The 26,861-nt window shown below is 46.4% G+C and carries 23 protein-coding genes and 1 riboswitch; of the genes, 15 read left to right on the top strand and 8 right to left on the bottom strand.

Translation table 11 applies throughout. The features are described 5' to 3' along the window. Nucleotides 1–65: 65 nt before the first annotated feature. Complete coding sequence (locus MH215_RS23060) at nucleotides 66–629, top strand: hypothetical protein (RefSeq protein WP_239293515.1); 564 nt, start codon at nucleotides 66–68, stop codon at nucleotides 627–629. Nucleotides 630–834: 205 nt separating this feature from the next. Next, nucleotides 835–1,263: a VOC family protein gene (locus MH215_RS23055; RefSeq protein WP_239293514.1), complete on the top strand. Its 429-nt coding sequence runs from the start codon at nucleotides 835–837 to the stop codon at nucleotides 1,261–1,263. A 119-nt stretch (nucleotides 1,264–1,382) separates the two neighbouring features. Here MH215_RS23055 and MH215_RS23050 read toward each other — a convergent pair whose 3' ends face one another. Then, on the bottom strand, nucleotides 1,383–2,261 hold the full coding sequence (locus tag MH215_RS23050) for a hypothetical protein (RefSeq protein WP_239293513.1): 879 nt from the start codon (nucleotides 2,259–2,261) through the stop codon (nucleotides 1,383–1,385). A 233-nt stretch (nucleotides 2,262–2,494) separates the two neighbouring features. On the opposite strand from MH215_RS23050, the gene ytxJ reads away from it, so the two are divergent. Next, nucleotides 2,495–3,034: a bacillithiol system redox-active protein YtxJ gene (gene ytxJ, locus MH215_RS23045; protein WP_239293512.1), complete on the top strand. Its 540-nt coding sequence runs from the start codon at nucleotides 2,495–2,497 to the stop codon at nucleotides 3,032–3,034. Nucleotides 3,035–3,171: 137 nt separating this feature from the next. On the opposite strand, the gene melA is transcribed toward ytxJ, so the two are convergent. Continuing rightward, a complete protein-coding gene (gene melA / locus MH215_RS23040) occupies nucleotides 3,172–4,473 on the bottom strand; it encodes an alpha-glucosidase/alpha-galactosidase (RefSeq protein WP_239293511.1) in 1,302 nt (433 codons plus the stop codon). Between the two features lie 193 nt (nucleotides 4,474–4,666). Here melA and MH215_RS23035 point away from each other — a divergent pair, with 193 nt between their 5' ends. From MH215_RS23035 to MH215_RS23010, 6 genes are all read left to right on the top strand, one after another. Then, a complete protein-coding gene (locus MH215_RS23035; RefSeq protein ID WP_239293510.1) occupies nucleotides 4,667–5,509 on the top strand; it encodes an AraC family transcriptional regulator in 843 nt (280 codons plus the stop codon). A 74-nt stretch (nucleotides 5,510–5,583) separates the two neighbouring features. Next, nucleotides 5,584–5,774, top strand: a riboswitch (cobalamin riboswitch). A gap of 176 nt (nucleotides 5,775–5,950) precedes the next feature. Then, a complete protein-coding gene (nikB, locus tag MH215_RS23030; protein WP_056697361.1) occupies nucleotides 5,951–6,889 on the top strand; it encodes a nickel ABC transporter permease in 939 nt (312 codons plus the stop codon). Beyond that, nucleotides 6,890–7,723, top strand: coding sequence for a nickel transporter permease (gene nikC / locus MH215_RS23025; RefSeq protein WP_239293509.1), 834 nt, complete (start codon nucleotides 6,890–6,892; stop codon nucleotides 7,721–7,723). Between the two features lie 13 nt (nucleotides 7,724–7,736). Next, entirely contained in the window at nucleotides 7,737–9,338 is a 1,602-nt protein-coding gene (locus tag MH215_RS23020) for an ABC transporter substrate-binding protein (protein WP_239293508.1), read from the top strand. Then, nucleotides 9,335–10,135 carry an ABC transporter ATP-binding protein gene (locus MH215_RS23015; RefSeq protein WP_239293507.1) on the top strand — a complete coding sequence of 267 codons (801 nt, stop codon included), beginning with the start codon at nucleotides 9,335–9,337 and terminating at the stop codon, nucleotides 10,133–10,135. The genes MH215_RS23020 and MH215_RS23015 overlap by 4 nt, the downstream gene beginning before the upstream one ends. Next, nucleotides 10,132–10,962, top strand: coding sequence for an ABC transporter ATP-binding protein (locus tag MH215_RS23010; protein ID WP_239293506.1), 831 nt, complete (start codon nucleotides 10,132–10,134; stop codon nucleotides 10,960–10,962). The genes MH215_RS23015 and MH215_RS23010 overlap by 4 nt, the downstream gene beginning before the upstream one ends. Before the next feature lie 209 nt (nucleotides 10,963–11,171). On the opposite strand, the gene udk is transcribed toward MH215_RS23010, so the two are convergent. From udk to MH215_RS22995, 3 genes are all read right to left on the bottom strand, one after another. After that, complete coding sequence (gene udk / locus MH215_RS23005) at nucleotides 11,172–11,804, bottom strand: uridine kinase (RefSeq protein WP_145052078.1); 633 nt, start codon at nucleotides 11,802–11,804, stop codon at nucleotides 11,172–11,174. Nucleotides 11,805–12,043: 239 nt separating this feature from the next. Beyond that, nucleotides 12,044–13,165 (bottom strand): DUF4179 domain-containing protein, encoded by a 1,122-nt coding sequence (locus tag MH215_RS23000; RefSeq protein WP_239293505.1) that lies wholly within the window; start codon nucleotides 13,163–13,165, stop codon nucleotides 12,044–12,046. Further along, entirely contained in the window at nucleotides 13,149–13,685 is a 537-nt protein-coding gene (locus MH215_RS22995) for a sigma-70 family RNA polymerase sigma factor (protein WP_239293504.1), read from the bottom strand. Before MH215_RS22995 ends, MH215_RS23000 begins: the two co-directional genes overlap by 17 nt. A 331-nt stretch (nucleotides 13,686–14,016) precedes the next feature. On the opposite strand from MH215_RS22995, the gene MH215_RS22990 reads away from it, so the two are divergent. The 4 genes from MH215_RS22990 (at nucleotide 14,017) to MH215_RS22975 (ending at nucleotide 19,391) form a co-directional block, all read left to right on the top strand. Next, the gene (locus MH215_RS22990) at nucleotides 14,017–14,850 is read left to right on the top strand and encodes a PRD domain-containing protein (RefSeq protein WP_239293503.1); all 834 of its coding nucleotides are present in this window, start codon (nucleotides 14,017–14,019) and stop codon (nucleotides 14,848–14,850) included. Nucleotides 14,851–14,987: 137 nt separating this feature from the next. After that, nucleotides 14,988–16,919 (top strand): beta-glucoside-specific PTS transporter subunit IIABC, encoded by a 1,932-nt coding sequence (locus MH215_RS22985; protein ID WP_239293502.1) that lies wholly within the window; start codon nucleotides 14,988–14,990, stop codon nucleotides 16,917–16,919. Between the two features lie 42 nt (nucleotides 16,920–16,961). Further along, the gene (locus tag MH215_RS22980) at nucleotides 16,962–18,419 is read left to right on the top strand and encodes a glycoside hydrolase family 1 protein (protein ID WP_239293501.1); all 1,458 of its coding nucleotides are present in this window, start codon (nucleotides 16,962–16,964) and stop codon (nucleotides 18,417–18,419) included. A gap of 6 nt (nucleotides 18,420–18,425) precedes the next feature. Then, nucleotides 18,426–19,391 (top strand): 2-keto-3-deoxygluconate permease, encoded by a 966-nt coding sequence (locus MH215_RS22975; protein WP_239293500.1) that lies wholly within the window; start codon nucleotides 18,426–18,428, stop codon nucleotides 19,389–19,391. Nucleotides 19,392–19,527: 136 nt separating this feature from the next. Here MH215_RS22975 and MH215_RS22970 read toward each other — a convergent pair whose 3' ends face one another. Beyond that, nucleotides 19,528–20,211 (bottom strand): type 1 glutamine amidotransferase domain-containing protein, encoded by a 684-nt coding sequence (locus MH215_RS22970; protein WP_239293499.1) that lies wholly within the window; start codon nucleotides 20,209–20,211, stop codon nucleotides 19,528–19,530. Between the two features lie 260 nt (nucleotides 20,212–20,471). Here MH215_RS22970 and MH215_RS22965 point away from each other — a divergent pair, with 260 nt between their 5' ends. Further along, nucleotides 20,472–21,119, top strand: coding sequence for a TetR/AcrR family transcriptional regulator (locus MH215_RS22965; protein ID WP_239293498.1), 648 nt, complete (start codon nucleotides 20,472–20,474; stop codon nucleotides 21,117–21,119). Nucleotides 21,120–21,312: 193 nt separating this feature from the next. Beyond that, on the top strand, nucleotides 21,313–21,777 hold the full coding sequence (locus MH215_RS22960) for a hypothetical protein (RefSeq protein WP_239293497.1): 465 nt from the start codon (nucleotides 21,313–21,315) through the stop codon (nucleotides 21,775–21,777). 232 nt (nucleotides 21,778–22,009) lie between these two features. On the opposite strand, the gene MH215_RS22955 is transcribed toward MH215_RS22960, so the two are convergent. Next, on the bottom strand, nucleotides 22,010–25,036 hold the full coding sequence (locus MH215_RS22955) for a DEAD/DEAH box helicase (protein ID WP_239293496.1): 3,027 nt from the start codon (nucleotides 25,034–25,036) through the stop codon (nucleotides 22,010–22,012). Next, nucleotides 25,033–26,808: an SWIM zinc finger family protein gene (locus tag MH215_RS22950; protein ID WP_239293495.1), complete on the bottom strand. Its 1,776-nt coding sequence runs from the start codon at nucleotides 26,806–26,808 to the stop codon at nucleotides 25,033–25,035. Before MH215_RS22950 ends, MH215_RS22955 begins: the two co-directional genes overlap by 4 nt. Between the last annotated feature and the right edge of the window lie 53 nt (nucleotides 26,809–26,861).

The raw sequence follows: 26,861 nt of genomic DNA, 5'->3' as shown, positions 1-26,861 counted from the left end.
GGGAGTGGTTGTTTTTTTTTTATGATTAGTTTTTGCATAAGTCTGTATAAAAAGGGGAGACGAGCGTGACTACCTTATCAAGATGGTTTTATAATCGGGTAAATTGGAAGTGGATTGTGTCTGCAATCGTTCTATTTACCTGCTTTATCGTATTCATTTTGCCATGGCAGGCTGCGGAGTCGAAAGAGGCCACCGGAGGAGGAGAATCTCCAGATTCGTCCTTTTGGTATACTGCCGGTGATCTCTATCAAATGGCAGAAAGCTATGGCGAGTCCGGACGGAGTGCCTATATTTATGCAAGGTTTACGTTTGACCTCATCTGGCCGTTAGCCTATCTCTTTTTATTGGTAGTTCTAATATCAGCGCTCTACCGGGTGCTCCCTGCTGCGAGTCATTGGCGCAAATTAAATCTGATTCCACTGGGTGGCTGGGCTTGTGATATGTTAGAAAATATAGGGGCTTCGATAACGATGTATCGTTATCCGCTACGCACACCTGTCATTGCCGAACTGACACCGGTATTTACGATTGTGAAGTGGTGCCTAATCTATGCTAGCTTTGCCGCACTCGTACCAGGGGTCATTCTTACGATTATCCATTACGTCCGCGTTCGGCTGAATAAGAGATAAAGTCGAGTAAAGGATAACATCGAGAAAGGATAAAATCAGTATGATAGGACAATCCTACCTCAGGGTAGCTATTGTTCAATACGGAGGATGGCGAGAACCGTTGGAGCTAGATCTCTACTTGCCAAAGGGACAAACTGTCATTTATACTCTTGGCGCAAGGTCTTAACATGACACGAATATATGAGTTCAAGGAGATGAATAATGCATGGCAATCAGCTTGAATGTGTATCTAGTAACGGATGGTAATGGTCGTGAGGCAGTGGAATTTTACAAAGATGTGTTTAATGCAGAGGTACTAGCCATTCAGACATTTGGTGAAGGTCCGTCTAGCCCAGATCATCCGATTCCACCTGAAGCCAAAGATCGTATTATGCATGCCTCCTTGCAGATTGGTGGCTCTGTATTGATGCTGTCCGATACATTCCCTGGCATGGAACACACCATTGGTAACCATATTACCGTTACAGTGAACACAGACACAGCCGATGAGGCAACACGTATTTTCAACAAGTTGGAAGTTGGCGGAGAAGTGAAAATGCCGATTCAAGAGACTTTTTGGAGCCCGGCTTACGGATCAGTGACCGATAAGTTTGGTGTTCAGTTCCAAATTAGCTGTACGCCGAACAACGCATAATTTCATAGCAGTATATATGAAGAAAACCTCATGGACATCAGCAAGATCGTCCTGAGGTTTTTTGGTTTTATTTCATTACAAGAGGGTAATGCACAAGTAGCTAAGCAGCCTGTGATGAACTAGCCTTCCTTTTGAATCTTGGATGGGTTGTTGATTTTGTAAGGAACCGGATTGCGAGTGAGCTTCTTCTTAATGATTTTGGCTTCAAAAGAAAGAATGTCTCCCACTTCAAGCTCCTGCTTCTTCATTGTGGCACTGTGGCTAGACCAGGCTTCGCCAATTTCAATCAGTTCAGGCTCAGTAATGGCCACCGCTTCATAAATAATAACTTCATCGTCATTATCCGAGAAGTGATTCGGAACAGTCGTGAATTCTTTAACAACAGCAGACATCTTCACTTTGCCATCTGGCAGATCAATCTTAATCGCTTTTGATTTACTTGCCGTTTTGGCTTTGGGTTTGGCTTCTGCAGTAGCACTGTTTTGGGGGCCGACATACTCCTCGACCAATCCATCCGGATCGCCAACAAGACCCGAAACGCGGTGATCATCATCATCGATGTAGTCCATATGATCAGGGTACTCGGAAGGAATCGTTACCGTTGGTGGTGCAGATGCTTCAACATTTGGTTCATCGTGAGCGCTAGGCTCGTCCTCTGATGTCGCTGTAGATATCGTTGCTGGGGTTGATTCGCTCACCTTGCCCGTCCCTGCTCCTGCCAAACCTCTAGCACTGTAGCTGGACGCTTGCATTTCCTTCAAATACGAAGGGTGGATGCAGTGCTTTTGATCATTATCCAGTTGAATGACCGCAGCCATATGATCCACATAACCCAGGATGGTGCAGGGCAGATTGAGCCCGTTTCCTTTATAATAGAACTTTTTGAGCTTGGTGGCTTTACCCGAAAGTAGCCCCCACTCCTGACATTTTTCAATGAGTTCATCTTCGCTTTCCAGCGCTGTATACTGTTGTGGTTCAATCATAAAAGCATATGCCATAACGCATTTCCGCCTTTCTCTGGTTCTCTATGTTCATCGTTTCCAAATTACAATCAGTGTATCACAAAAGTGTACCGTGACATAAACATATCCGTGCGTTCGCAAGGAGTGTCTATGGTATAATTTTTCTAAGCGAGACACGTTGAACATACAATCAATTAGCAAGCCGTGTACCCCAAGTATACCTTGCGTTATGCTGTGTATATACCCAACATCTGCGGGAGGTAACTTCGATGAATCTAAAAGTAAATCATCAGCTTCTATGGACTTTAGTGGGCATCGCTATCGGGACGAGTATTGGTATAGCTACGAACCAGACAGCGTTAGGTGTTGCATTCGGGATCACCCTTGGCATATTAATCGGTTCTGTTGTTAGCAAAAGAATTCGTTCTGATTCGGATGAGACGCTCCGTGAACATGTGAGTGAATTGATTAAACCAAGCGACTGGCAGGAAGCACTTCAGAACTCGGAAGATCATCCTGTACTTATTCTTAAACATAGCACGACCTGCCCGACGAGCGCTCGCGCCTACCGAGAATTTATGGCCTTTGTAGGTTCCAATGCATCCGAGTCCAAGCGGCGCATGGACTACCATATCGTCAAAGTAATCGAAAGTCGCGCGCTTTCTCGCCACATTGCAGAAGAGACAGCGGTTATCCATCAATCACCACAGGTGCTGTTACTTGAACAGGGGCGTGTCATCCAACATACGTCACACGGTAAAATAACGAAAAAGAGATTAACTCAGTGGGCCCAAGATCCGTTCAATTAATGGAGAACGATTAGCTAAGCATGGTAGCGAGCAATCAGCATGTGATTTGGAGGTGTGACTTCCAAACGACCTACCTTATTCCAAAAGTAAAGTAAACGTCGTTCCCTCTTCACGAGGCGAACGGCGTTTTTAATAAATTATGATGTGAATTTTGGCAACCAGTCACCGTGAGCTTCGATCAATTCATCACACATGGCAACGATGTCGTCGATGGACAATTCAGCAGCGGTATGTGGATCAAGCATTGCGGCATGATAGATATGATCCCTTTTCCCAGTGATTGCAGCTTCAATAGTTAGCAGTTGAGTGTTGATATTAGTACGATTCAGTGCTGCCAGTTGTGGTGGCAGATCGCCAATGTATGTTGGGCTAATGCCAGACCCGTCCACGAGACAAGGCACCTCTACACAAGCTTCGCGAGGCAGGTTCGTGATTAAGCCATTATTCATGACATTACCAGCAATTTTGTAGGGCTTATTGGTCTCCATCGCCTCCATGATATGAGAAGCGTATTCCCGGCTGCGGGTGTGCTCAATGTTTTCGCTGGCAAACAGTTTCTCTCGCATTTCTTTCCAGCCTTCAATCTGGTTCACACAGCGACGTGGATATTCATCCAGTGGAATGTTGAACCGTTCGATCAGTTCAGGATAGTTACGTTTGATAAAGTATGGGTGATACTCAGCGTTATGCTCGGAGGATTCCGTTACATAGTAGCCAAAACGTTGCATGAGTTCAAAACGAACCATGTCATTATGCTGTTCCTTTTGTTTTTCTTTCGCCAAACGTTTGATCTCAGGATAGAGATCCTGTCCATCACGTGTGACTTCCAGCAGCCATGCCATGTGGTTAATGCCCGCAATCTTAGCAACCACGCCTGTCTGATCGATGCCCAGGGCATCAAACAGATGAGGCACACAGATCTGCACACTATGACACAGTCCTACCGTTTTGATGCCGCCATGTACGTTCATGACATTGGTAAGCACGGCCATCGGATTCGTGTAATTCAAGAACCAAGCATCTGGGCACACTTCCTGCATATCCCGGGCAAAATCGAGCATCACCGGAATGGTACGCAGGTTACGGAAGATTCCCCCAATGCCAAGCGTGTCTGCAATCGTCTGACGCAATCCATATTTCTTCGGAATTTCAAAATCGGTAATCGTACACGGATCATATCCGCCCACTTGAATTGCATTAATGACATATTTGGCTCCGCGTAGAGCTTCTTTGCGATCCGTATATACTTTCACGCTACAGCGGCTTCCTAGAGAACGTGCCATGCTGGTTAACAAACGCTCCGAATCGCTCAGGCGCTCGGCATCAATATCATACAAAGCCAGCTCGAAATCTTGCAGTGCTTCGGTCATCATAACGTCACCTAGTACATTTTTGACAAAGACGGTGCTTCCTGCACCGAGGAATGTAATTTTGCTCATCTAAAGTTCAGCCTCCCTGAATTTGTTGTACCTTCACTATAGGCTCATTCGAGGAGGATAACTATGGTGCAACCTATCTTAAATATGGCATAATCCCATTTATGGTGTCGCTTACAAAGACAATATGCCGTGTTTACCTGTTATAATATGAACAACGATCATTGGTGCGTATTGACGGAAGGGAGTGCTTGAGATGGGTCGAATCGAGATGAACGTAGTTTCTTTAGACTGGACACAGATGGAGCTGGTACTCCTGTTTTTCGGATGGGAGGACTGTGAGCCATCTCATTATTGGGGGTCGGGTGTACGGGATTCTTACATTATTCATTACATTCATGAAGGGCGAGGCACAGTGCAAATGGAGAACAAGGAATACCATCTCTCCCAGGGACAGGGGTTCCTCATTGTTCCCGATACAATTATCCATTATCAGGCGGATGCCAATGATCCATGGACATATTCGTGGTTTGGGTTCAGAGGTGTACATGCCAAGACATTTATGCAGCGTGCCTATCTAAGTCCAGAACACCCTGTGTTCGAAGCCCAGGACCCTGCATGGTTCAATCAGTTGTATACTGATATGGTTCAGACCTCGTCACGACATGGTGGGGATGTGTTTAGCCAAAGCCTGTTATACCGGTTAATTGCGGAGCTGATTGCTTCTTCCCCCGAGACGGAAGAACAGACCCATCGTCCTGTGTCCACCAAGGAAGAATATATTCGTCAGGCTCTTCAATATATGGAGAACCGATACAGTCAGAAGACTTCCATTCTGGATATCGCTCAATCTGTTGGGCTGGATCGAACATATCTCTCAGGGCTTTTCAAGGAGCGGTATGGCAAGTCACTTCAGACGTTCTTTCTTGAATATCGGATCCACCGCGCGGCTGAGCTGCTGCAAAACCCTGTATTGTCCATTAGTGAGGTAGCCCATTCAGTAGGTTACACCGACCCGTTGTTATTTTCTAAGATGTTCAAGCGGGTAACCGGAGTATCCCCCAAAGCATCAAGATCACAGCCTAATCTAACGATATAAATCGTTTATTTTAATTTCATGTAATAAAAGTTTTGAACATTATTGGCCTGCCAGCTATACTTGTACAGAAACCAATTGAATATGTGGAATTAGGTGCTTTATCGATTCGGATAAAAGCTTAATAGGGAAGTCCGGTGTAATACCGGCGCGGTCCCGCCACTGTAACAGAGGAGTTATACAGCGTATTGCCACTGGTGTAAGCCGGGAAGGTGCTGTCTGACGATGATTCTGGAGCCAGGAGACCTGCCTAATTTAACGACACGTTAGTAACCTACGGGAGATAGGAAGGTGTTTAGAGAAGCATGATTTTTTCTGAAAATCTGTCTATTTAAGGCGTCCTTATCCGGTAACACGGAGAAGGGCGCTTTTTTGATAGACCGGTATAGATTGTACCATTCCATTGCAGAGCGATGGAGCTTGGGGGAGAGGACGTCTGAACGCGTGAGCAGATACATCATTAAAAGATTAGTTCAACTGGTAGCCGTATTGTTCGGCATTACCTTTCTGACTTTCCTGTTAACCTACTTGTCTCCAGGAGACCCGGCGAGGCTAATGCTGATGTCCACGGGGATCACGCCAACCGACGAGTTGGTCAGACAGGTGCGGAGTCAGCTTGGACTCGACCAGCCCTTTTGGATGCGTTATGGGACATGGCTGGGGCAGGTGCTGCAAGGTGATTTTGGTACTTCCTATAAGTATGACCGCCCTGTAGTAGACATATTGTTGTCTCGTCTACCAGCAACACTACGACTAACAGGCAGCGCTATGCTTATCGTCATCGTTATCTCTTTTCCACTGGGGATCCTCTCGGCAATTTATCGGAATAAATGGTTGGATTATGTGATTCGTTTATTCTCTTTTGCTGGGTTGTCCATGCCAAGCTTCTGGCTAGGAATGTTACTGATGCTCGTATTTGGCGTTCAATTGAAGCTGCTGCCAGTGATGGGGAGCACGGGATGGAACAGCCTCATCCTGCCTACCTGTACACTGGCGGTTCCGCTGATTGCACAATACAGCAGGCAGATTCGAGCGGTTATGCTGGATGAAATGTCTCAGGACTATGTGAGCGGAGCGAGATCCAGAGGTGTGAAGGAGAGACAGGTCATTATGCATCATATTTTGCCGAACGCACTCTTGCCGATTGTAACCTTGATGGGCATGTCTACCGGGACATTATTAGGCGGTGCAGCTATTGTAGAGAGTCTGTTTGTGTGGCCAGGCGTAGGTCAGATGGCGGTGGATGCCATTTTCACAAGGGATTACCCGTTGATACAGGGTTACGTCATGTGGATGGCGACGATATATGTCACGCTGAATCTGCTTGTTGATCTATGGACGCATCTGCGGGATCCTCGGATTCGACTGGAAGTGGATGTGTAGATGAGCGAAATGATGCAGGTATTCAAACAAAATCGTTGGTTTACGTTAATTCTAGCCTTAACCGGATGCTGGGTAATTTTAGCGATGATCGCACCGATCTTGGCACCCCATGATCCACTGACAACCAACTTTGCCCATGTGCTGCAACCACCTAGCGCGGAGTATCCCTTGGGTACAGACCAGCTTGGGCGCTGTATTCTGTCACGTCTTCTGTATGGGGCGCGCACATCGTTACTTCTCACCTTTATGATGACGGGTATTGTCTTTGCACTCGGTGTGACGATTGGCATGATATCGGGATTCGCTCGGGGTGTAATAGATACCATATTAATGCGTTTAACAGATACGCTCATGGCTTTTCCAGGGTTGATCTTCGCTATTGCTGTAGTTGGCATGTTGGGACCAGGATTATTCAACACGGTGGTGGCTTTGTCAGTGGTATGGTGGGCGAAATACGCACGTCTTGCCAGAGGGCTTGTCATTTCATTACAGCAAAAAGAGTATGTCGCGGCCGCCGCCTTCGGCGGTGCACGGTGGAGTCAGATCCTTATTAGAACGATCCTACCCAACATGATCTCACCGCTAATCGTCATGGCTATGATGGATGTGGGCGGCATGATGTTATCCATCTCGGGTCTATCCTTCCTCGGACTTGGTGCACAGCCACCTGAACCGGAATGGGGGGCAATGCTGAATGAAGGCAGACGGTATCTACAGACTGCGCCATGGTTGTTAATTTATCCGGGGCTCGCGATATTTGGCACGGTGATGATCTTTAATTTATTGGGAGACAGCCTTCGAGATGTGCTTGATCCTAAGAAAGAAATAAAATAACGGGGGAATGAAAATGAACTTTATTCGCAGGAAGTCACTTATGCTTATGGCGTTATCCATCGTGATGTTATTTGTGCTTGCAGCATGTGGAAGTGCATCCCAGACAACCGATGGAACGGACAAGTCTGGGCAATCAGCGCAATCCGAGCAAACGGATCAGAGCCAACCGGGAAAGCCAACCCACTTAAACGTTGCGTTATTTTGGCTTGGCAGCAATCTGGATCCTGCAGAGGAATGGAATGGTTGGACACTTACGCGTGCAGCAATTGGGGAGACGTTGGTTCAATTTGATGAAAATATGAAGTTGGTTCCCAAAATTGCGGATACGTGGGATCGGATCGATGAGAAGACATGGCATTTCCATATTCGTGATGGCGTAACGTTCCACAATGGCAATAAGGTGACAGCAGAGGCTGTGAAGACATCAATTGAGCGCTCACTGGAATTAAATGAACGGGGACAGTCCACGTTACCAATTGCTTCCATGGCAGCGGAAGGACAAGACCTTACGATCAAGACGACCGAGCCTTACGCATCGCTACTTGGGAATATTGCTGAACCACTGTTTGTCATCGTAGATACCACTGCGGATACATCCAAGTTTAGTAGTGAGCCTATCGCTACAGGCCCATTTATGGTGACATCCTATACCCCGGATCAAGAGATTCGGGTGAAAAAATATGATGGGTATTGGGGCGGTGCAGCTGATCTAGATACGATGACGTTAAAGTATATTAAGGACGATAGCACGCGTGCACTTGCCTTACAATCCGGTGAGATTGATGTGGCTAGTAACGTCGGTCGCAGTAATCTCGCGTTATTTCAAGACGAGAGTCAATATACAATTGATGAAATCCCGAGCCTACGAACACAGTTTGTCTGGTTCAATCTGAAGAATCCTTTGCTGAGTGATCCTGAAGTACGTCAGGCCATTTCGTATGGTATTGATCGAGACATGTATGCGAACACACTTGTGGGAGGTCAGGGAGCCAAAGGACCATTTACGTCAGCTCTTCCATTTGGACATGACCAAATTACCGGATATAGCTACGAGCCCGAGAAGGCTAAACAATTGCTTGATGAAGCGGGCTACAAGGATATGGATGGCGATGGCATTCGGGAAAAAGATGGCGAGAAGTTATCACTCCAGTTGATTCTCAACACGGCGTACGAATCAGATTCCATTGTAGCTGCTGCGATGCAGTCCCAATTGAAGGAGATTGGTATCCAGTTGGAGATGACCTCGTATGAAGATCTGACGGATCATCAGAAGAGTGGTAATTTCGATCTCGCTCTAACAAGCATTAATACCGGCATTACAGGAGATCCACAATATATTCTGGATTTCTACTTCAAGACCGGAGCCGAGTGGAACGTAGGTGGTTATAGCAACAAGAAGCTGGATGGTGTGATCAATCAATTGCATTCGGAATTCGATGTGGAGAAAAGGTATGCTTTGGCGGCGGAAGCGCAACAGATGATTCTGGATGATGCTCCATATCTGTTCGTGACCTACACGCCAATCAATATCGTTAGTAAAAGCACGGTTCAGGGGGCAACGATGTATCCGATCGACTTTTACTTATTAGACCGTAATATCAAGGTTGACCAATGATGAAGCCGCTATTAGATATACGGAATCTTTCGGTGACGTATCAGAGCGGATCAGCCGCGCTACAAGACCTTTCTTTTACCATGAAGGCCGGTGAGATCGTGGGCATTGTAGGCGAGAGCGGCAGCGGGAAGTCTACATTACTTCGTGCGATACTTGGTATGTTACCCGACGGAGGGCAATGTACGAGTGGAGAGGTTTTTTTTCAGGGAAAGTCGATATTAAGCTATTCTCCGGCAGAGTGGGGCCAGATTCGGGGTAAACGGATAGCGATTGTATTTCAGGCGAGCGGTTCGTATCTCAATCCGATTCGTAAAGTGGGAAGCCAATACATTGAGGCCATTCGTGCCCATTTCACTATTTCCAAGAAGACAGCCTACGACATAGCGCTGAACATGTTATCTGGGATGGGATTGCAAGATCCACAGCAGATTATGAATGCATATCCTAACCAGCTCAGTGGCGGAATGAAGCAACGAACGGCTATTGCCATGGCGGTAACGATGGAGCCGGAACTTCTCCTGACCGATGAACCCACCAGTGCATTGGATGTAACGACCCAGCTCGAAGTGCTGAAACGTCTGCATGAACTACGAGATCGAAAAGGAACAGGCATCATAATGGTGACGCATAATATGGCGGTTGCAGCCCATATGGCAGATCAGATCGGTGTGATGCATCATGGTGCACTGGTCGAGTATGGGAGGACAACTGATCTGATTACGAATCCACGGGAAGAGTATACTCGGCAGCTATTACAAGCCGTACCCGAGCTTGATCTGGGAGGCCAATGCATATGAGACATGGCGTAAACCCGATTCTGGAGTTGAAAGATCTGTGCAAGACGTATGAAGCGAAGGGGCAAAAGGCAGTGCATGCTCTACGTTCGATCAACTTAGATCTCTATCCAGGGGAGTGTCTAGGAATTGTTGGTGAGAGTGGTAGTGGGAAAAGCACTCTTGCCAAATGTGTAACACATCTGGAGAGAGTGAGTTCAGGACAGATCAGGTATCATCATCAGGATATTACTCGATTGAAGGGAGAGGCACTGAGGCTGCAGCGCAAGCAGATTCAGATGGTTTTTCAAGAGCCGTCGGCGATTTTTAACCCACGCTTAAAGATCGGAGCCTTTATTAGTGAACCTCTGGTGAACTATGGCATGTCCAAACGCCGACAGGCTGGCAAAGAAGCCATTCAATTGTTGAATCGGGTAGGGTTACCAGCATCAGTCGCCAATAAATATCCTCACGAGCTGAGTGGTGGTGAGCAGCAGAGAGTTGTCATCGCCCGTGCTATGGGGGTTCAACCAGATATCATTATCTTTGATGAAGCAACTTCGGCGCTGGATGCCTCCATCCAGCAGCAAATTCTCCAGCTGTTGAAACAGCTTCGTGTGCAGACGAATATCTCCACGATTTTCATCTCTCATGATCTAGCCGTGGTACAGCAGGTAAGTGACCGGATTGCGGTGATGCATCAAGGAGAAGTGGTTGAAGTGGTGGAAAGTTCGCAGTTGAATCATTCGGCTAATCATCCCTATACCCGTAGTCTAATGGCCTCAGTGCTGTCGGTAAGAGAGATCAGGCAGCAAATGCAGGTAGGTGTCCTCCAAGGTATTACAGGGTAGAAGGGTATTGCATTGGTTGAGGTTAAAATGAGCAAAGGTTGAGCCGGTCAGATGAACTTGCGGTTGAACTGATATTAGCGAACTTACACCAGGTTGAGCGAGATAGATGGAGCGATAACAAAAGGAACATAACAAAAGGGTTACCTCAACGTCATGTGATGACATCAGGGTAACCCTTCTTCATTGATATAGGTAACTTCACAACTATATTAAGCTTGGTTCCAGTTCTCTCCGGTGAGGTATTTCTCGGTGAGGATGGATAACATCTGGATGCCGACTTCATTATGTCCACCTTCGGGAATAATGATATCTGCATATTTTTTGGATGGCTCAATAAAAGCATCGTGCATAGGTTTTACGGTTTCGAGGTATTGCTTGTACACCGATTGAATCGTCCGTCCGCGTTCCTCGATATCCCGCAGCACTCTGCGCAGAATCCGTACATCGGAATCCGTGTCTACGAACACCTTAATATCCATCAAGGCACGTAGCGTTTCATCGATTAGCACATGCAATCCTTCTACAATGACGATATGGTTCGGTGCCAGTTCAACCGTCTCATCGGCAGCACGGTTATCTATGGTGAAGTCATATACGGGAGCATACGCCGCTTGGCCTTTTTTCAACAAGGTGAGATGCTCAATTAACAGATCATTATCAAAAGCAAAGGGATGATCGTAATTGGTTAGTCGACGTTGCTCAGGTGTGAGCTGTGACTGGTCTTTGTAATAATTGTCTTGGGATATAAACGTTACTTTACCTGTTCCCAGACGGTCTATAACGGAGCGAGCTACCGTCGTTTTACCGGATCCGGTTCCTCCGGCGATACCAATGATGAGCATGGTTATTCCATAAACCTCCCTAGAATGGCAGCATGATCATGGATGAAGAGTGTGATATCTGATCTATTCATCACTCTTATCCACATGTCTGTCTGTGAATGCACAATTCCTTCATTGTACCATAGGGCACCACTTTTTTCACCTGAAGCAAGTGACCATGTTTTGCCTACTTGGGAGATTGTGCGCATACTGTCACGAATGGAACAATCCCTCTACTCCTCTACTCTTACGCCCTCAGGTTAATTTAACTCAATTCTCATATCCAACCCTGTGATGAATTGATCGTCCTGAATTTCTTCCGCAAAGTCGTCCTTAATCTCAAAGGGTTTAACCACCAAATATTGAATATCGCCAGATGTGCTGGCATAGATACGTTCAGAAGTGAGCTGATTGCCCTCATACAAGCCCTCTCCACTAAGAGCAGTTAGTTGTCGGCCTTGATTATCGTAGATGGCAAAACCGATTTTACGCAATTGCTCCTCCTCTTTTCTCGTGAGCGTGTCTTTGTTGTTTAGTGAGATGCTCGTAGATACGCGTGTAGTGATCGGTGTAACCTCAGCTTCAGTAACAGATACGGTGAATAGATCATTGGAACGTATGCTATCCGGTTGAACATGTTTAATATCTTGCGTTGATTTTGTAAAAGGAACGTTCAGTTTAAATCCATGGTCAATGCCTTGCAATGTTAATGTGATCTCTGCTTCAAATTGATCGGGTAGTGAGGCAGCGCCTTGATCGGCAGGAACAACTTGTTCGAATAAGAGGGTGTCCGGCTGCGTATTTCCTATGGAACTATAGAAGAGACCGCTATCCTGACTTGCTCCGTTGACTTGGAAAAAGACGTTATCGATTCCGTTACTCAGCTTCACAATATCCTTGCCGTTATCATATTGCCCCTGATCCAAGTTCGGTGCAGTGAAATGAACCAGGAATGCTGCACGAGTGCCGTCGTATACCGTCTCCAGCACCTCCAGCTTCACATCCTCATATGATACTTGGCTGTTCACAGCCTGGGTCAAGCCAGCTTCACCGGCTGTTCTTAGACCCATATCGGCTTCAATCGCACTGAAGAGATTGCCTACTAGCGGAATGTTACGTAAGGAGTCTGCCATGACAGGAGATACAAATCCAGAGGCGAACACTGTCAATCCGAATACTCCAGATGCAATCGTTGCAGCTACGGTTCGACGTATACCCTTTTGAAGTCGAGTGGAGCGCATCGTTTTCTCTGTTCTATACGTAGAAGACTCCGGTAATGAGTCCAGTGTGGCGTCAATTCGAGTACGTACGAGCTCAGACATGACGGGGCGCGCTTTCGCTTGATCCTTTAACTCTTGATCGATATTAAATGGGTTTGACATGTATATTGACCTCCCGGAAATTTTTGAATTTCTGATATAACTCCTGTCTTGCCCGAGACAACCTCATCTTGACAGCACTCTCGGAGATATTCAGCGCATCTGCGACCTGACGCAGGGTTAAATCTTCGAAGTAGTGCAGTACAATGACCATTCGTTTGGATTCCTCCAGACGATCGACTGCTTCTCTCATATCCACCTCATCGTAGGGACTGGAATGTCTCTGATGTGCTTCCGGTACTTCCGCATAGGATGTGGAGAGGGAACGACGAGATAACATGGTGTTGCATTCATTGATGAGTATGCGGAACATCCAGGTTCTGAAATACTGGGCTTCACGCAGCATGTGCATCGATTTGTAGGCTTTCAGGATCGTTTCCTGAATGGCATCAGCCACATCCTCCTCTTTTCGCAGCATGGATTTTGCCGTATTGTATAGGGAGTTTTCGATTTCTCTGATGAGACTGATAAAGGCGTCGCGATCTCCTGCTATAGCCTGATGAACGAGATCGGTTGAATCCATGGATAACAGCTCCTTCCTGGTAGCAGGGATATAAAGACAGCTCCCCGTTTGCTTAACCATGAATTAGACTTGCAGCCAGCATATATGGTCACAATTATTTTCTTATACGGAAAAAAAGGGTGCTGTTATATATGACGTACGCATATGGCATGCCCACTTCAACAGCGAAACGATCCAATTTTTCCTAATATTGAATGATTGACTTTTTTGAAGACAGGCCTATAATAATACATATATACTTAACACGGACTGTTACTGGGAGAGCCAGGCATGACCGAATTCGATTATTTAACTGTAATCGCTTTCGGTCTTTTTTTATTTCAGGCGGGGGGTGAGGGCATTGAAGGTTATTAAAAAGGTAAATAACAACGTGGCAATTGCCATTAATGATAAGAACGAAGAAGTATTCGTTGTAGGTAAGGGTGTAGGGTTTCTGAAGACCCCTTATGAGCTGACGGAGACGGATCTGGTAGAGAAGATTTTCGTGGCACCAAAGAACATCCGTATGTATGACCTGCTGAACAGCATTCCTATTGAAGATATATATCTGGCAGAGGAGATCATCAAGCTAGGCAGTCAGATTTTGAATAAACAATTTAACCCGAACCTGCTTCTCACCCTGTCCGACCATATTAGTTTTGCACTAACCCGGCATCGTGAAGGTGTGCATATCAAGAACCCGTTGGAATGGGAAGTTCGCACCTTATACCCAGATGAGACTCGTGTGGGTGAGGCAGCGCTGAAGCTGATTCAGGAGAAAACGAATGTGGACTTGCCACCGGCTGAGACGACACTGATTGCCCTGCATTTTGTGAATGCACAGGTGGGCTCAGGTGAGATGAGTGATACGACCAAAGTAACGACAGTGACGGGTGAAATTTTATCCGTGATCAAATATGCGCTCAAAATTGACTTTCAGGAAGACTCCATTCACTTTATGCGATTTGCAACACATATAAGGTACTTCATCATGCGACAGATGAGCGGTAAATCGCTGAAGGATGAGAATGAATCACTGTTCCTGATGGTCAAAGAGAAGTTTCCGAAGGAATTGGCTTGTGTTGAGAAAATCGCTGATTTTCTGAGTAACAACTATGGCTGGACCTGCTCTGATGACGAAAAGTTATATCTCATTCTGCATATTCAACGATTAATCTCGAACTAACGAACTGAATAACAACTTATGGACTGTTACTGATTCGATCAGGCATGACCAAGCGTAGGGAATGACGATTCCCCGGCTTGGTCATTTTTTATATACATTTAAAATCATGTTAATTTTCGATGTAGAGGAGAAGGGTCATGAACAACAAAGACTTAGCTAAAAACGTGCTTGATCTTGTTGGTGGGGAACAAAATATCTCGGGTCTGACACATTGTGCAACCCGGTTACGATTTGTATTAAAGGATGATAACAAGGCAGATCTAAAAGCATTGGATCAGCTCGAGGGTGTGCTTCGCGCGCAGAACTCCGGCGGCCAGGTGCAGATCGTCATTGGTGCCAAAGTGGACGCTGTTTACAATGAAGTGAGAAGTTTAACGTCTGACCGCATTGGCGGATCAGAACCATCCGCAGAGAGCAGTGGGCCGAAGAAAAAACGCAATCCGATCAATGTCGTACTTGAGACCATTGCGGGCATATTTACACCTGTACTGCCGGCCTTGGTCGGCTGCGGGATGATCAAATGTTTGTCCACCGTCATGGCTGCGATGGGATGGCTTGAAGGTTCAGGCTTCCTCACGATCATTAACATGATTGGTGATCTGATCTTTTATTTCCTGCCATTCTTCCTGGCAGTTAGTGCAGCACATCGTTTCAAAACCAATCCATACCTAGCAGTAGCGCTTGCTGCGGGTCTGATGCATCCAACGATCTTGAATGCTGCTGCTCAGATTGCTGATACAGGTGTAAGTACAATCGATTTCCTGGGTATGCCGATCCTTCTCATGAAATATTCATCTTCCGTCATTCCGATTATTCTGGCGGTATGGATTATGAGCTACGTATATCCACTCGTGAATCGTGTCATTCCTAAGTTTTTGCAAGTTTTGCTTACACCAATGATTGTCCTATTTATTATGATTCCGCTGGAGTTAATTGTATTTGGACCGGTTGGTTCACATATTGGTGACTGGCTCACGAATGGAATTAACTCGTTATTCTCAACCGCAGGTGTTCTGGCGGGGGCTATCCTTGGATTCTTCAAACCAATCATGGTTATGTTCGGTATGCACTATGCCATTATGCCCATTCAGGTTCAACAAGTGGCTACATTGGGGGCAACTGTCTTGTTGCCAACAGCACTCGCGGCCAACTTGGCTCAAGCAGGCGCAGCTTTCGGTGTCTTTTTCCTAACAAAGAGCAAAACCATGAAATCCGCAGCGGGATCAAGTGGTTTCACAGCATTGTTCGGTATTACTGAACCGGCGATATATGGGGTTACACTGAAATACAAACGCCCATTCTTCGCAGGATGTCTCGCTGGAGGTCTGGTTGGTGGATTCTACAGCCTGGTGCATACAACGGCCAACGCGATTGCCCTTCCAGGGGTATTGGCACTGGGCACGTACACATCTGACCGTTATATATATGTCGTTATTGGCTGTATTGCTGCAGTGGTACTGGGATTTGTGTTCACGTTGATTGCGGGCATTAAAGAAGACAACGCGGGAGCTACAACGAAGCAACCAGCTAATGGTGCAGTAGATGGCGTACAGTCCGTAATGGCGACAGAGCAGGCTTCCGCAGTCACTTCTTCTCAGGATGCGACATCGACAGACATGCTGATCGTAAGTCCAATGACAGGGGAGGTTAAACCGATCTCCGAGGTAGAGGATCAGGCTTTTGCACAAGAGCTAATGGGTAAAGGCATTGCCGTGGTTCCAACAGAGGGTAAAGTGTACGCTCCATTTGATGGTGTGGTTGAGGCACTTTATCGTACCAAACACGCCATTGGTTTGAAGGCGGCGAATGGAGTTGAGATTCTCATTCATATCGGGGTGGATACCGTCAGTCTGAAGGGAAAATATTTTAACGCTCATATTCAACAGGGTCAGGCCATCAAGGCAGGTGATTTGTTGGTGGAATTTGATCCCGACGGCATTACAGCCGCAGGTTATAACACCATCACGTCTATTGTCGTAACCAATATGCAGCAGTATGGAGATGTTCTAACTACAGCAACCAGTGGCCCAATTCGGGAAAGTGAAGCACTGATCAAGTTGATCCCATAACATTGTAAATAACTTAACAAAACGTAACAGGAGGAAACTGAAATGACAAATTCCAATTTTCCAAAAGACTTCTTGTGGGGCGGTGCCCTATCGGCCTGTCAGGCTGAAGGTGCATATAACGTAGATGGCAAAACGCTGACCATTCCAGAAGTGATGAAGTTTAATGAGAAGAATGATCGCAAGGTGACTAAGCAGATTCGAGTTAACCGTGAGATGATCGAAGAAGCTAAGAATGACCCGGATGTCGTGAAATATCCGAAGCGCCGGGGGATTGATTTTTACCATAACTTCCGGGAAGATATCGCCTTGTTTGCCGAGATGGGCTTCAAAGTGTTCCGTTATTCCATTGCATGGGCGAGAGTATTTCCTGGTGGTGATGATGCTGCTCCGAACGAAAAGGCGCTAGCATTCTACGATCAGGTCATTGATGAAGTTCTAAAACATGGGATGGAGCCTCTGATTACGATTAGCCACTTTGACACACCAATTGTCCTGATGGACAAGTTCGGCGGATGGTATAACCGTAAGTTGGTTGATCTGTATGTGAACTACTGCGACGTGCTGTTCAATCGCTACAAGGGCAAAGTAAAGTATTGGGTGACGTTCAACGAGATCAATATGAGTGTTAAAGCTTCTGCCAAGACGCTTGGAATTATTGATTATGATGCTCCTAATTATGAGGAAATGCTGTTCCAAGGCTTGCATCACCAATTTGTAGCCGCGTCCCGAGTGACTAAGATGGCTCATGAGATTGATCCGAATAATCAGATCGGCAGCATGGTGGCTTATTTTACAACATATCCTTATACCTGTAAGCCGGAGGATGCGCTCCAGATGCAGCAGGATGATCAGATGAAGAACCAGTTCTATCTGGATGTATTGAATAAAGGCGAATATCCTTATTACAGCAAGACGTATTTCAAGAACAAAGGGATTCAGCTCAACATCGAAGACGGCGATCTAGAGGGCATTCGGGCGCATACGGCTGATTTCGTGGGTATGTCGTATTACAATTCGATGATATCCAGCAGTGATACCGAGCAGCTCGAATTAACAGCAGGTAACGTGCACAGTGTGTACAAAAATCCACATCTGCCTGCGAACGAATGGGGCTGGCAGATTGACCCGATTGGTCTGCGCTATACGCTCAATCTGGTCTACGACCGGTATCAGAAGCCTGTCTTCATTCTAGAGAATAGCTCAGGCTTTTACGATAAACTCAATGAAGACGGAACGATCAACGACCCATACCGCATTGATTTTCTGAGCAAGCATATCGAACAGATGGGACTCGCTATTGCGGATGGGGTTGAGGTGCTGGGTTACACAATGTGGGGGCCAATCGACATGATTAGTTCAGGTACGTCCGAGATGAGCAAACGGTATGGATTTATCTATGTGGATCAAGACGACTATGGCAACGGTACGCTAAAAAGATATCGGAAGGATTCTTTCTTCTGGTATCAGAATGTGATCCGTACCAACGGAGCAGAGCTGTAACCTTCCATGAATATTTTGGGTCGTATTAAGAAAATTCCCGGCGGCTTGCTTATCGTGCCTATGATGCTCGCCGCTGTAATCAACACGGTGTTCCCGTCATTCTTTCAGATTGGTGATCCCACCACAGCACTGTTCACGTCCAAGGGTACCATGGTGCTCATTGGCATGATTTTGCTGGTATCAGGCACACAGCTGAACCTATCACAGCTCCTGGTGACCTTAAAGAGAGCGGGTGTGCTCTGTGCCTCACGTATTCTCATCAGTGTGCTGTTTGGCTGGGCATTCGTACATTTCTTCGGAATCAGTGGCATTGGCGGTGTATCTGCAGTAGCTTTTATCGCTGTCCTAACCAGCTGTAACCCGGGATTATATCTGGCTTTGATGAACACATACGGAGATGATGTGGATCGTGCCGCGTTTGGTATTCTGAATCTAATCGCTGTTCCGGTTATTCCGGTCATGATATTGAATTCGGCGAGCGGGGTAGGTATAGATCTGCTCAGTGTGCTGGCTACACTGGTGCCTTTTCTCATTGGTATCTTGCTTGGTAATCTGGACGGTAATATTCAGAAGATGTTCGCACCGGGGACACTGATTCTGCTACCTTTCCTGGGTACAAGCTTCGGGTCCAACATTGATCTGCGTATTGCATTTCAGTCCAGTCTGTCCGGGTTGTTGGTTACCGTGTTGTTTATGCTGATCTGCATGCTGCCGCTCATTGGCGTTGATCGGGCAATGTTGAGACGTCCAGGTTATGCGGCTGCGGCAACATGCTCGGTTGCTGGACTATCCATGGTTGTACCGTCGATGGCAGCGGAATTCAATCCGGCATATGCACCGTATGTGGATACAGCCATTGCTCAGATCGCGTTTGCTGTGATTCTGACCTCGCTGACTGTTCCTTATATTGTGAAGCGACTGGCAGGAGCAGGAATAAAGGCTTCGATAGCGGCAAATAAATCGAGCGAGTAAGTAAAAGCCAATAATTTAAGTTTATAAAATGAAACAGCACGTTATCCGTCTTGAGAAGATGGATAACGTGCTGTTTGGCATTGGTTCATCTATATAAACACATGGGGGAGATGAAGGTTTAGTACTGTTTTCAGACTTACAGACCAAGCAATTCTTTGACGCTTTCGCCTACAGCTTTGCTGGATTGCGGGTTTTGACCCGTAACTAGGCGACCGTCAGTAGTAACATAAGAGCTGAATGCAGCGGCTTTTTCGTAACGACCTGCACGTTCTCTCAGTGCGTCTTCCAGCAAGAAAGGAACGTAGTCGGTTTGTTGTGCCAGTGCTTCCTCTTCATTGGTGAAGCCGGAAACCGTTTTGTCCTTGATCAGCAGCAAGCCATTGGACAGCTTCACGTTAAGCAAGGCTGTAACACCGTGGCACACGCCGGAAACTACGCCGCCTTTTTCATAGATTTCACGAGAAAGCTCTTGCAGCTCAGCATTATCTGGGAAATCCCACATCGTACCATGTCCACCTGTGAAGTAGATTGCGTCATAGTCACTGGATTTCACGTCGCTTGGCTTCAATGTATTTTTTAATTTGTTCATGAATGCTTCGTTCTCATAATAGGCTTTGGTACTTTCATCTAGAGAATCACCCAGACTTTTCGGATCGAGCGGTACATTGCCACCCAGTGGGCTAACTAGATCAATCTGAACATTGTCATTATGGTCGAATTCCTCAATAAAGTGAGTTGCTTCGCTCAACCACAAGCCAGTAGGCTCATCCTTTGTTGCGTATTTATCCACATTGGTCAGGACAACTAATATTTTTTTCATAAAGAAAACCTCCTGTATAATTTGCGGTTATTTAAGTTGTGTGAAATATAATTTTGTAAAACTAATTGACCTAAATATATCATAACTAAATTTCAAAGTAAACTAAAATACCCAAAACAGTTTAGTTGGTACAATATATCTATTTCGTCTTTCCGTGCTATACTTTATATATCGCCTATTTTGTGCACCGTGAATCAGTTGCTATTGGAGCAATAACAACAGGGATGGGAAATTTGAATGTATATAGAGGAGGGCACTCCATGAAACGTTTGGAGAACTCGCAGAAATTTTTGACCAAGATGATTCCCGTGCTACGTACCACACCGATCAGTTCGCTTCGAATGGATGACGTGGCCAGACATATGGATATTAGCAAGGCGACATTATATAAATACTTCTCTTCCAAAGAGGAAATTATCCAGAATATTTTGGAGGACTATATCGAAGAAATTCATGATTCTAGAACTATGATGAAGGATGACTCAATTCCATTCGAACGTCGCTTCCAGATTGCGTATCAACATTCCATTTCGCATGTGTTATATCTGCCTGAATTTTTCTGGAGTGATGTGAAGAAGCTGTATCCTCATATTTTTGAGGGGTTCTCGACCGCATTACGTCATCATAGTGAGCAGTTATGTCACTTTTTTGAAGAGGGGATGGAGCGTGGGGTATTTAATCGAATTAATCCCATTCTGTACATGATCCAGGATGAGGCAGTCATTCGCCGAGTGGCCGAACCAACCTTTTCAATTATGTATGATATGACTATTCGTCAAGCGCTGTATGATTTCTATCTAATGAAGAAGAATCAATTATTGAATCCAGAGCTCATTAAATCTGTTGATGATCAGCCTGTAAAAGCACATATTCAAGAGTTGATTCAACAGCTATCACGAACGATGTAATGCGGGTACTTTGGTAACCAATTAGGTTGAAATACATCTGAAAATGTAAGTACAGGATGGTTACGGGATAGGTTGATCCAAACATTTTAAATTTAATTTTAAATGGATTGTACAACTAGGTCTTTTGATATAGAATATCGAAGAAAACCGTACCATATTGGTACATATTACATATCCAATCGGAGGAAATCAGATGAAACGGACTGGCAAATTCTTCACTTCGACAATGGTTGCTGCTATTGCAGCAGTATCGATCGTTGGCTCGGCTTCAGCGAGCGCAATCTTTAACTCGAACACTTCGAGCATTAATGCGATCGACATCAGCAAAATGGACATTGAGACTGCGCTGATGATGGTTCAGCAAGAGCGTACTAGATTACTGGATGCCCAATTGCAGACGCAAATTCAAGAAGTACAGAATCGGTATCAGCAGATGACAGAACTGAACGTGCAATTACAGGCAGCGCAACAAAATGGTGATGAGGCTTTGGCTCAGCAGCTGAAGAACCAAATTGATGCAGCAAGCAATACACAGCAAATGGACATGCTTCGTTTGCAATCGATGTCTAACAAACGCAACGAAGCTTTTGAAGTGATGACCAATTTCGTTAAGAAAATGCAAGATTCTAGATCCTCCATCATCGGTAACATGCGTTAAGCGAGAAGTGTTTCAGCAATAATATCTGTAGCTAGGCGGGGTGGAGAATTCACAGCCCGGTTCTGGTTATAACCCAAACGAGCGAAGACGGAATTCAATTTCCGTGCTTCGCTCTTTTTTTGGGATATATTCACGATGATAAATGCTACCTCTTCACATGTTTCGCCAAGCTGAAGCTATATATGTCCTACTTCCATCGTCTGATGTGAAACGAAATAAACATAACGATAGGTTATCCTGACCAGTCCCGCCGGCGAGTGAATAGATCTGTCAGCTCATCTGTCGAGAGCTCTGTTATCCAGTTCTCGGAGCTAGTAATGATATTGTCGCTAAGCTGCTGCTTGCTCTCGAGCATCTCGTCGATCCGCTCCTCAAGTGTGCCCAGGGAGATGAACTTGTGCACCTGAACATCCTTGGTCTGACCCATTCGGTAAGCTCGGTCAGTGGCTTGGTTCTCAACGGCAGGGTTCCACCAGCGGTCAAAATGGAATACATGATTGGCCGCCGTCAGATTAAGACCCACACCGCCGGCTTTAATCGAAAGAATAAAGACAGATGGCTGTTCTGATGCAGGAAGTGTCCGTGACTGGAACTGATCGATCATGCGATCTCGTCCTGTTTTGGAGGTTCCACCATGCAGATACAATACCGGTTCCTGCAGCTCTTGTTGCAGCACCTGTTGTAGCATCTGCCCCATACCAATGTACTGGGTAAAGATAAGGCAGCGTTCACCCTCTTCTCGCAGTTCACGGACTAGCTCCATCAACCGCTCTAGCTTGGCAGATCGGCTAATGAGCATTGCCATGTCTTGTGGGCTGTACACGTCATATGTTACACCTGAGTCATCCGATGTCACGGTCTCTGGAAGAGCCTCTTTGGTCAGCAGCAATGGATGGTCACAGAGCTGTTTCAGTTGCGTTAGTGCAGAGAGGATCGCACCTTTGCGTTTAATGCCTTCCAGTTCTTTCATCTTATCCATCAGGGCTTGAACGGATTGGTCGTATAGAGCACTTTGTTCACCGGTAAGGTGAATATACGTTTTCATCTCGTTTTTGTCCGGTAGATCAAGCTGGATATTCGGATCCTTTTTCTTACGGCGCAGCATGAACGGCTTCACTAATTGCTGCAGATCCTGCATACGTTGCTCGTCCTTATCCTTCTCAATGGCACTAATGAATCGGGTCTGGAATGCTCTTGCACTGCCCAGATAACCCGGATTAATAAAGTCATAGATCGACCACAGCTCAGCCAATCGATTCTCGATCGGTGTACCGGTTAGTGCAATGCGGTGCTTCGCAGGGAAACTACGGACGGCCATAGATTGTTTCGTTTGAGCATTTTTAATATTTTGTGCTTCATCAAGACAAATCGATGCCCAGTTATAAGATTGCAACATTTCTTGGTCGAGCGTTGCTGTGGCATAGGATGTAATAATGATATCCACCTGCTCTGTAGCTGAGCGGAATGCTTCTTCACTAAGCCGTTTGGCTCCATAATGCAGCATCACGTTTATAGAAGGTGCAAATCGGCTGATCTCTTTCTGCCAGTTACCCAGTACGGATGTTGGACAGATGAGAAGCGCTGGTGCTTGCCCTGGAGAACGTGGTTCATTTTCCTTCAGATGCAGCAGATATGTGATGAACTGGATCGTCTTACCGAGTCCCATGTCATCGGCAAGACAAGCACCGAGTCCGAACCGGCGTAGGAATCCAAGCCATGCGAATCCTTCCTTTTGATAGGAACGAAGTTCAGCCTGTAGCCCTTCCGGAATAGGTAGGGAAGGTGCACCACCTTGTCCGCCTCCGAGCTGTGCGATCACCCGGTGTAGATGTTCATTCAGTTCTACCTCCAGCTGAATGTTCTCATTCGCCTGAGGTTGCTCTTCTTCCTCGGCTTGCTGTCCTTCCTTCCATTTCTGATTGCGATATTCCCGTTGTTCATTGTGCAACAGATGCAGGTGCAGGATATCTTGGAAAGAAAGACCTTGCTCCCGATCCACGCCGCCCATCGCTCTTCGAATCTGCTCAAGTAGAGCAGGGTCTAGAGGAACCCATTCTCCGCGAAAACGAACGAGCCGTTCATTACGAGCCACTAGATCAGCGAATTCCTCTTCAGTCAGATCTGAGTCGCCAATAGCTATGCGCCAGTCAAAATGAATGATGGAGTCCAGTCCGAAGAAGGACTGTCCGCGTTCACTGCCCTCCTCCGGCTTAACCTTCGCACGCAGCTTCGGTTTTTTCTTCCGTGCGGCTTCCCACCAGCCTGGCAGCAATACTTGCCAGCCCGACTCTAGCAGTCGTCCGCTGTCAATCGTGAGGAACTGCCACGCCTCTTGGTCTCCTAGTGGATCGCTGAGTACATCACGGCTACCACTGACCTCACGGCTAATGCGTGGAAGGTGTGCCCGCAATTGCTCCAACCATGCGGCAGATCGATCTAGAATGAAGGCTGTCCAGCCCTCAGGCCATTCCCCCTCAAGCCGGCCGCGTGAATCCAGTCGCACTGGAATAAGTGAAGCGGCATCCAGCTTGTTTTGCAGCACCAATCGTAATCGCCATGAAGGCTCATCATCGTCTGGCTCCAGCAATTGTAGAAGTGGCCGGAAGGGTGCAGCATCTGCTTTCCAGCCGATCGAGACGAGCCATGATTGAGCATCCATGCCAAATGTTCGCGGAGGTTCCCCATTCTGCGGGAATAGCTGCGGGAACTCGCGTCTCAGATCTGTGGCTGCTTCCTCCGTGCTGTACCATCGCTGGAATACGGAAGCAGAATAGGCAGCACCTAGACCTTCGGTATAGCTCTCATCGGTTTGCTCGATGGCTTTGGTCATTGCGGCGCGGTCCTGTTGCTTCAACCGGTCTGAATCCCAGATCCATTGCAGTTGCCCTGTGCGATGAGCCGCAAAGCTAGGAATATATTTACGATCTTCAATCGTGGAAGCCAGCACTGGAGCAAGCTGAATCAGATGGGCAGCCTGCTCATCCCATCTCCATTCAATATGCAGTAAGGTGTGCATGTCTGCGAAGAAAGGAATCACTTCTTCTGCGGGCAGCACTACAAGTTCAATGTCTTCAAGCTGGCGGATTTCGAGCTCCGTACCATAGAACGAAGGAGCATGCCAAGCGAATAACCGTTGCTTGAGTGATTGTCCGGATACAAAATGGTGGGTATTGAGTGCACCATAGAACAAGGCATCTCCATATCCCGTTAGGGCAACGTGAACTTCAATGGTTTCGGTGTAAGGATGGTTAAGGCTCATGAGATTAATTTACCTTTCCGAAGCTCTTCCTGCAGAGCACGCAGTCTGCTATTACGAACTGCGAGAGCCGTGATAAACTGCTCCCAGCGTTCTTCTTGCTTCAATTTTTTGTATAGTTTCGCCAGTCGCTTTAACAACTTAACCGCTGCTTTGTAGCCGTCTCTGTTTTTGTGTCCGATATAACGTTCGACGGCTTGATGGTAGAAAGGTAACAGCAGCTCGGGTGCATCTTTCTCGATGGGTTGAAGTATTGCGACACGGAATTCGAGTGGCTCCGCCCCCGTACTAAGTTGAAAATCGATCCAACGCCGCCACTGGCTGCGACGATGAAGAGCATCCTCATAGGCAGGTCGAGAATGGGGCAACATGCTAACAAGCGTATTCCACATCGTATCTTCTGTTTCAGGAAGCTCCTGAATAACGGTGTCCCACAATCGCATGTAATCATGCAATGGGTCATTGCGCCGATTCGCAAGCAACGGTCCGAGCTCTGCCAGCCAATGTCCGAGCCTATTCCAATCCAGTTGTTCCACCAGGACGTGCAAATAGTGCAGTACATGCTCTGATGGAATGCCATAGGCTGAGCTTCCGCTCGTTAAGATCTGCCAAGCTTCCGAATCCCGTTTCAGGTGAAAGTATATCCAGCCCTGTGCCAACACCAAAGGTAGTGGAAGCGTGGATGGTCTTCTATTAGATGTGCTCGTTCCTGTGCCTGAACTGCTAGGGTTCATATTCAGCACACTTCCAGTGGTTGTTTTAGTAGAAACGGAGTCATCGCTTAATTTATGTTCAATTTCGCGTAGAGCTGTTAGTTCAGCTTCTAGCTCATCTTGTCGGCGTAGAAGAGGCACAAGCCAGTTTAGCCACAAGTCACGATAGATGGATGTAAATGCCATGATGCTGGACGTTTCGGACATCATCTGCTTCCGAAGATAGGTCACCGTTTCTTCGAGCCGTTTCCAATGCTCTGCATACTGCTCGTCAGTCAGATTGGATAGATCAATTGGGCGATTTAGCTCTTGTTCTATACTTCTCTGAAGGGCATCTACAGCAAGCTGCGCAGGATAACTAAGGTATACAGGCGAATTGGTGTTCGGATTACGGCTGGGAATACAGAAGCGCATAAGGTACATATGCACGTGTAGATCGAATATTTGATCCATGCCTGAAGATAACTTGGGTTTGATGGCATAGAGCTCGTCGGTTGCAGCCTGTATATAGCTTGTACTTGCTGTTCCTGTTCCCAGGCGGTTGAGACAGTTCCGAAACAGCTTATGCCATTCCGGAATCGGTAGCTGAGCAAGATCCATCGCTTGTTCCTTGATTTGGCTATATGAGTTGTCTGGGATTTCAAGCTCCTGTACATGAGTTTCAGAATCCGAGCGTACCGATGATATAGCAGAGGTAGGCTTCACGGATTGTTTCAGAGCAGTGCTCGAATGGGCATTCACAATGGCATGAACAGGACGTCCCATGCTTTCAGCGTAACTCATAAGAACAGCGATCATATGTTTACAAGGGGAATGTACCGGACAAGGGCAGTAGCTTGTAGGTAAGGACTGCATACTCAGCAGCACTTCATATTCCTCTGTACCTTGTACCATCGCATGGATGCCTTGCTGCGCCGTAAATGTTAATGCTCCAACACGTTTCTGTTTATAATATTGGAATCCGCGCATAATGGTCAGGTTATCGAAATGATCCGCAATTTCACGAATCAATTGTTGCCACTGTGCATCATCCATGATTATTTCATTGGGTATGTTCATCATTCCATCTCCTGGAGAAATCATAGGTTCATCATTCAACGCGTTCTGACGTTAAA

The sequence above is a fragment of the Paenibacillus sp. ACRSA genome (assembly GCF_022346845.1).
GTDB lineage: Bacteria > Bacillota > Bacilli > Paenibacillales > Paenibacillaceae > Paenibacillus.
The sequence above is the reverse complement of the archived record's forward strand: the minus strand, read 5'-3'. Positions and strand labels throughout refer to the sequence as shown.

Excerpts from the sequence above, each read along its gene's own strand:
- nikC (WP_239293509.1), top strand. The coding sequence starts at position 6,890 with ATGAGCGAAATGATGCAGGTATTCAAACAAAATCGTTGGTTTACGTTA.
- MH215_RS22965 (WP_239293498.1), top strand. The coding sequence starts at position 20,472 with ATGAAACGTTTGGAGAACTCGCAGAAATTTTTGACCAAGATGATTCCC.
- MH215_RS23050 (WP_239293513.1), bottom strand. The coding sequence starts at position 2,261 with ATGGCATATGCTTTTATGATTGAACCACAACAGTATACAGCGCTGGAA.
- MH215_RS22985 (WP_239293502.1), top strand. The coding sequence starts at position 14,988 with ATGAACAACAAAGACTTAGCTAAAAACGTGCTTGATCTTGTTGGTGGG.
- MH215_RS22975 (WP_239293500.1), top strand. The coding sequence starts at position 18,426 with ATGAATATTTTGGGTCGTATTAAGAAAATTCCCGGCGGCTTGCTTATC.
- MH215_RS22950 (WP_239293495.1), bottom strand. The coding sequence starts at position 26,808 with ATGATGAACATACCCAATGAAATAATCATGGATGATGCACAGTGGCAA.
- MH215_RS22970 (WP_239293499.1), bottom strand. The coding sequence starts at position 20,211 with ATGAAAAAAATATTAGTTGTCCTGACCAATGTGGATAAATACGCAACA.
- MH215_RS22955 (WP_239293496.1), bottom strand. The coding sequence starts at position 25,036 with ATGAGCCTTAACCATCCTTACACCGAAACCATTGAAGTTCACGTTGCC.
- MH215_RS22960 (WP_239293497.1), top strand. The coding sequence starts at position 21,313 with ATGAAACGGACTGGCAAATTCTTCACTTCGACAATGGTTGCTGCTATT.
- MH215_RS23055 (WP_239293514.1), top strand. The coding sequence starts at position 835 with ATGGCAATCAGCTTGAATGTGTATCTAGTAACGGATGGTAATGGTCGT.
- MH215_RS22980 (WP_239293501.1), top strand. The coding sequence starts at position 16,962 with ATGACAAATTCCAATTTTCCAAAAGACTTCTTGTGGGGCGGTGCCCTA.
- MH215_RS23015 (WP_239293507.1), top strand. The coding sequence starts at position 9,335 with ATGATGAAGCCGCTATTAGATATACGGAATCTTTCGGTGACGTATCAG.
- ytxJ (WP_239293512.1), top strand. The coding sequence starts at position 2,495 with ATGAATCTAAAAGTAAATCATCAGCTTCTATGGACTTTAGTGGGCATC.
- MH215_RS23035 (WP_239293510.1), top strand. The coding sequence starts at position 4,667 with ATGGGTCGAATCGAGATGAACGTAGTTTCTTTAGACTGGACACAGATG.
- MH215_RS22995 (WP_239293504.1), bottom strand. The coding sequence starts at position 13,685 with ATGGATTCAACCGATCTCGTTCATCAGGCTATAGCAGGAGATCGCGAC.
- MH215_RS23010 (WP_239293506.1), top strand. The coding sequence starts at position 10,132 with ATGAGACATGGCGTAAACCCGATTCTGGAGTTGAAAGATCTGTGCAAG.
- MH215_RS23020 (WP_239293508.1), top strand. The coding sequence starts at position 7,737 with ATGAACTTTATTCGCAGGAAGTCACTTATGCTTATGGCGTTATCCATC.
- melA (WP_239293511.1), bottom strand. The coding sequence starts at position 4,473 with ATGAGCAAAATTACATTCCTCGGTGCAGGAAGCACCGTCTTTGTCAAA.
- udk (WP_145052078.1), bottom strand. The coding sequence starts at position 11,804 with ATGCTCATCATTGGTATCGCCGGAGGAACCGGATCCGGTAAAACGACG.
- MH215_RS23000 (WP_239293505.1), bottom strand. The coding sequence starts at position 13,165 with ATGTCAAACCCATTTAATATCGATCAAGAGTTAAAGGATCAAGCGAAA.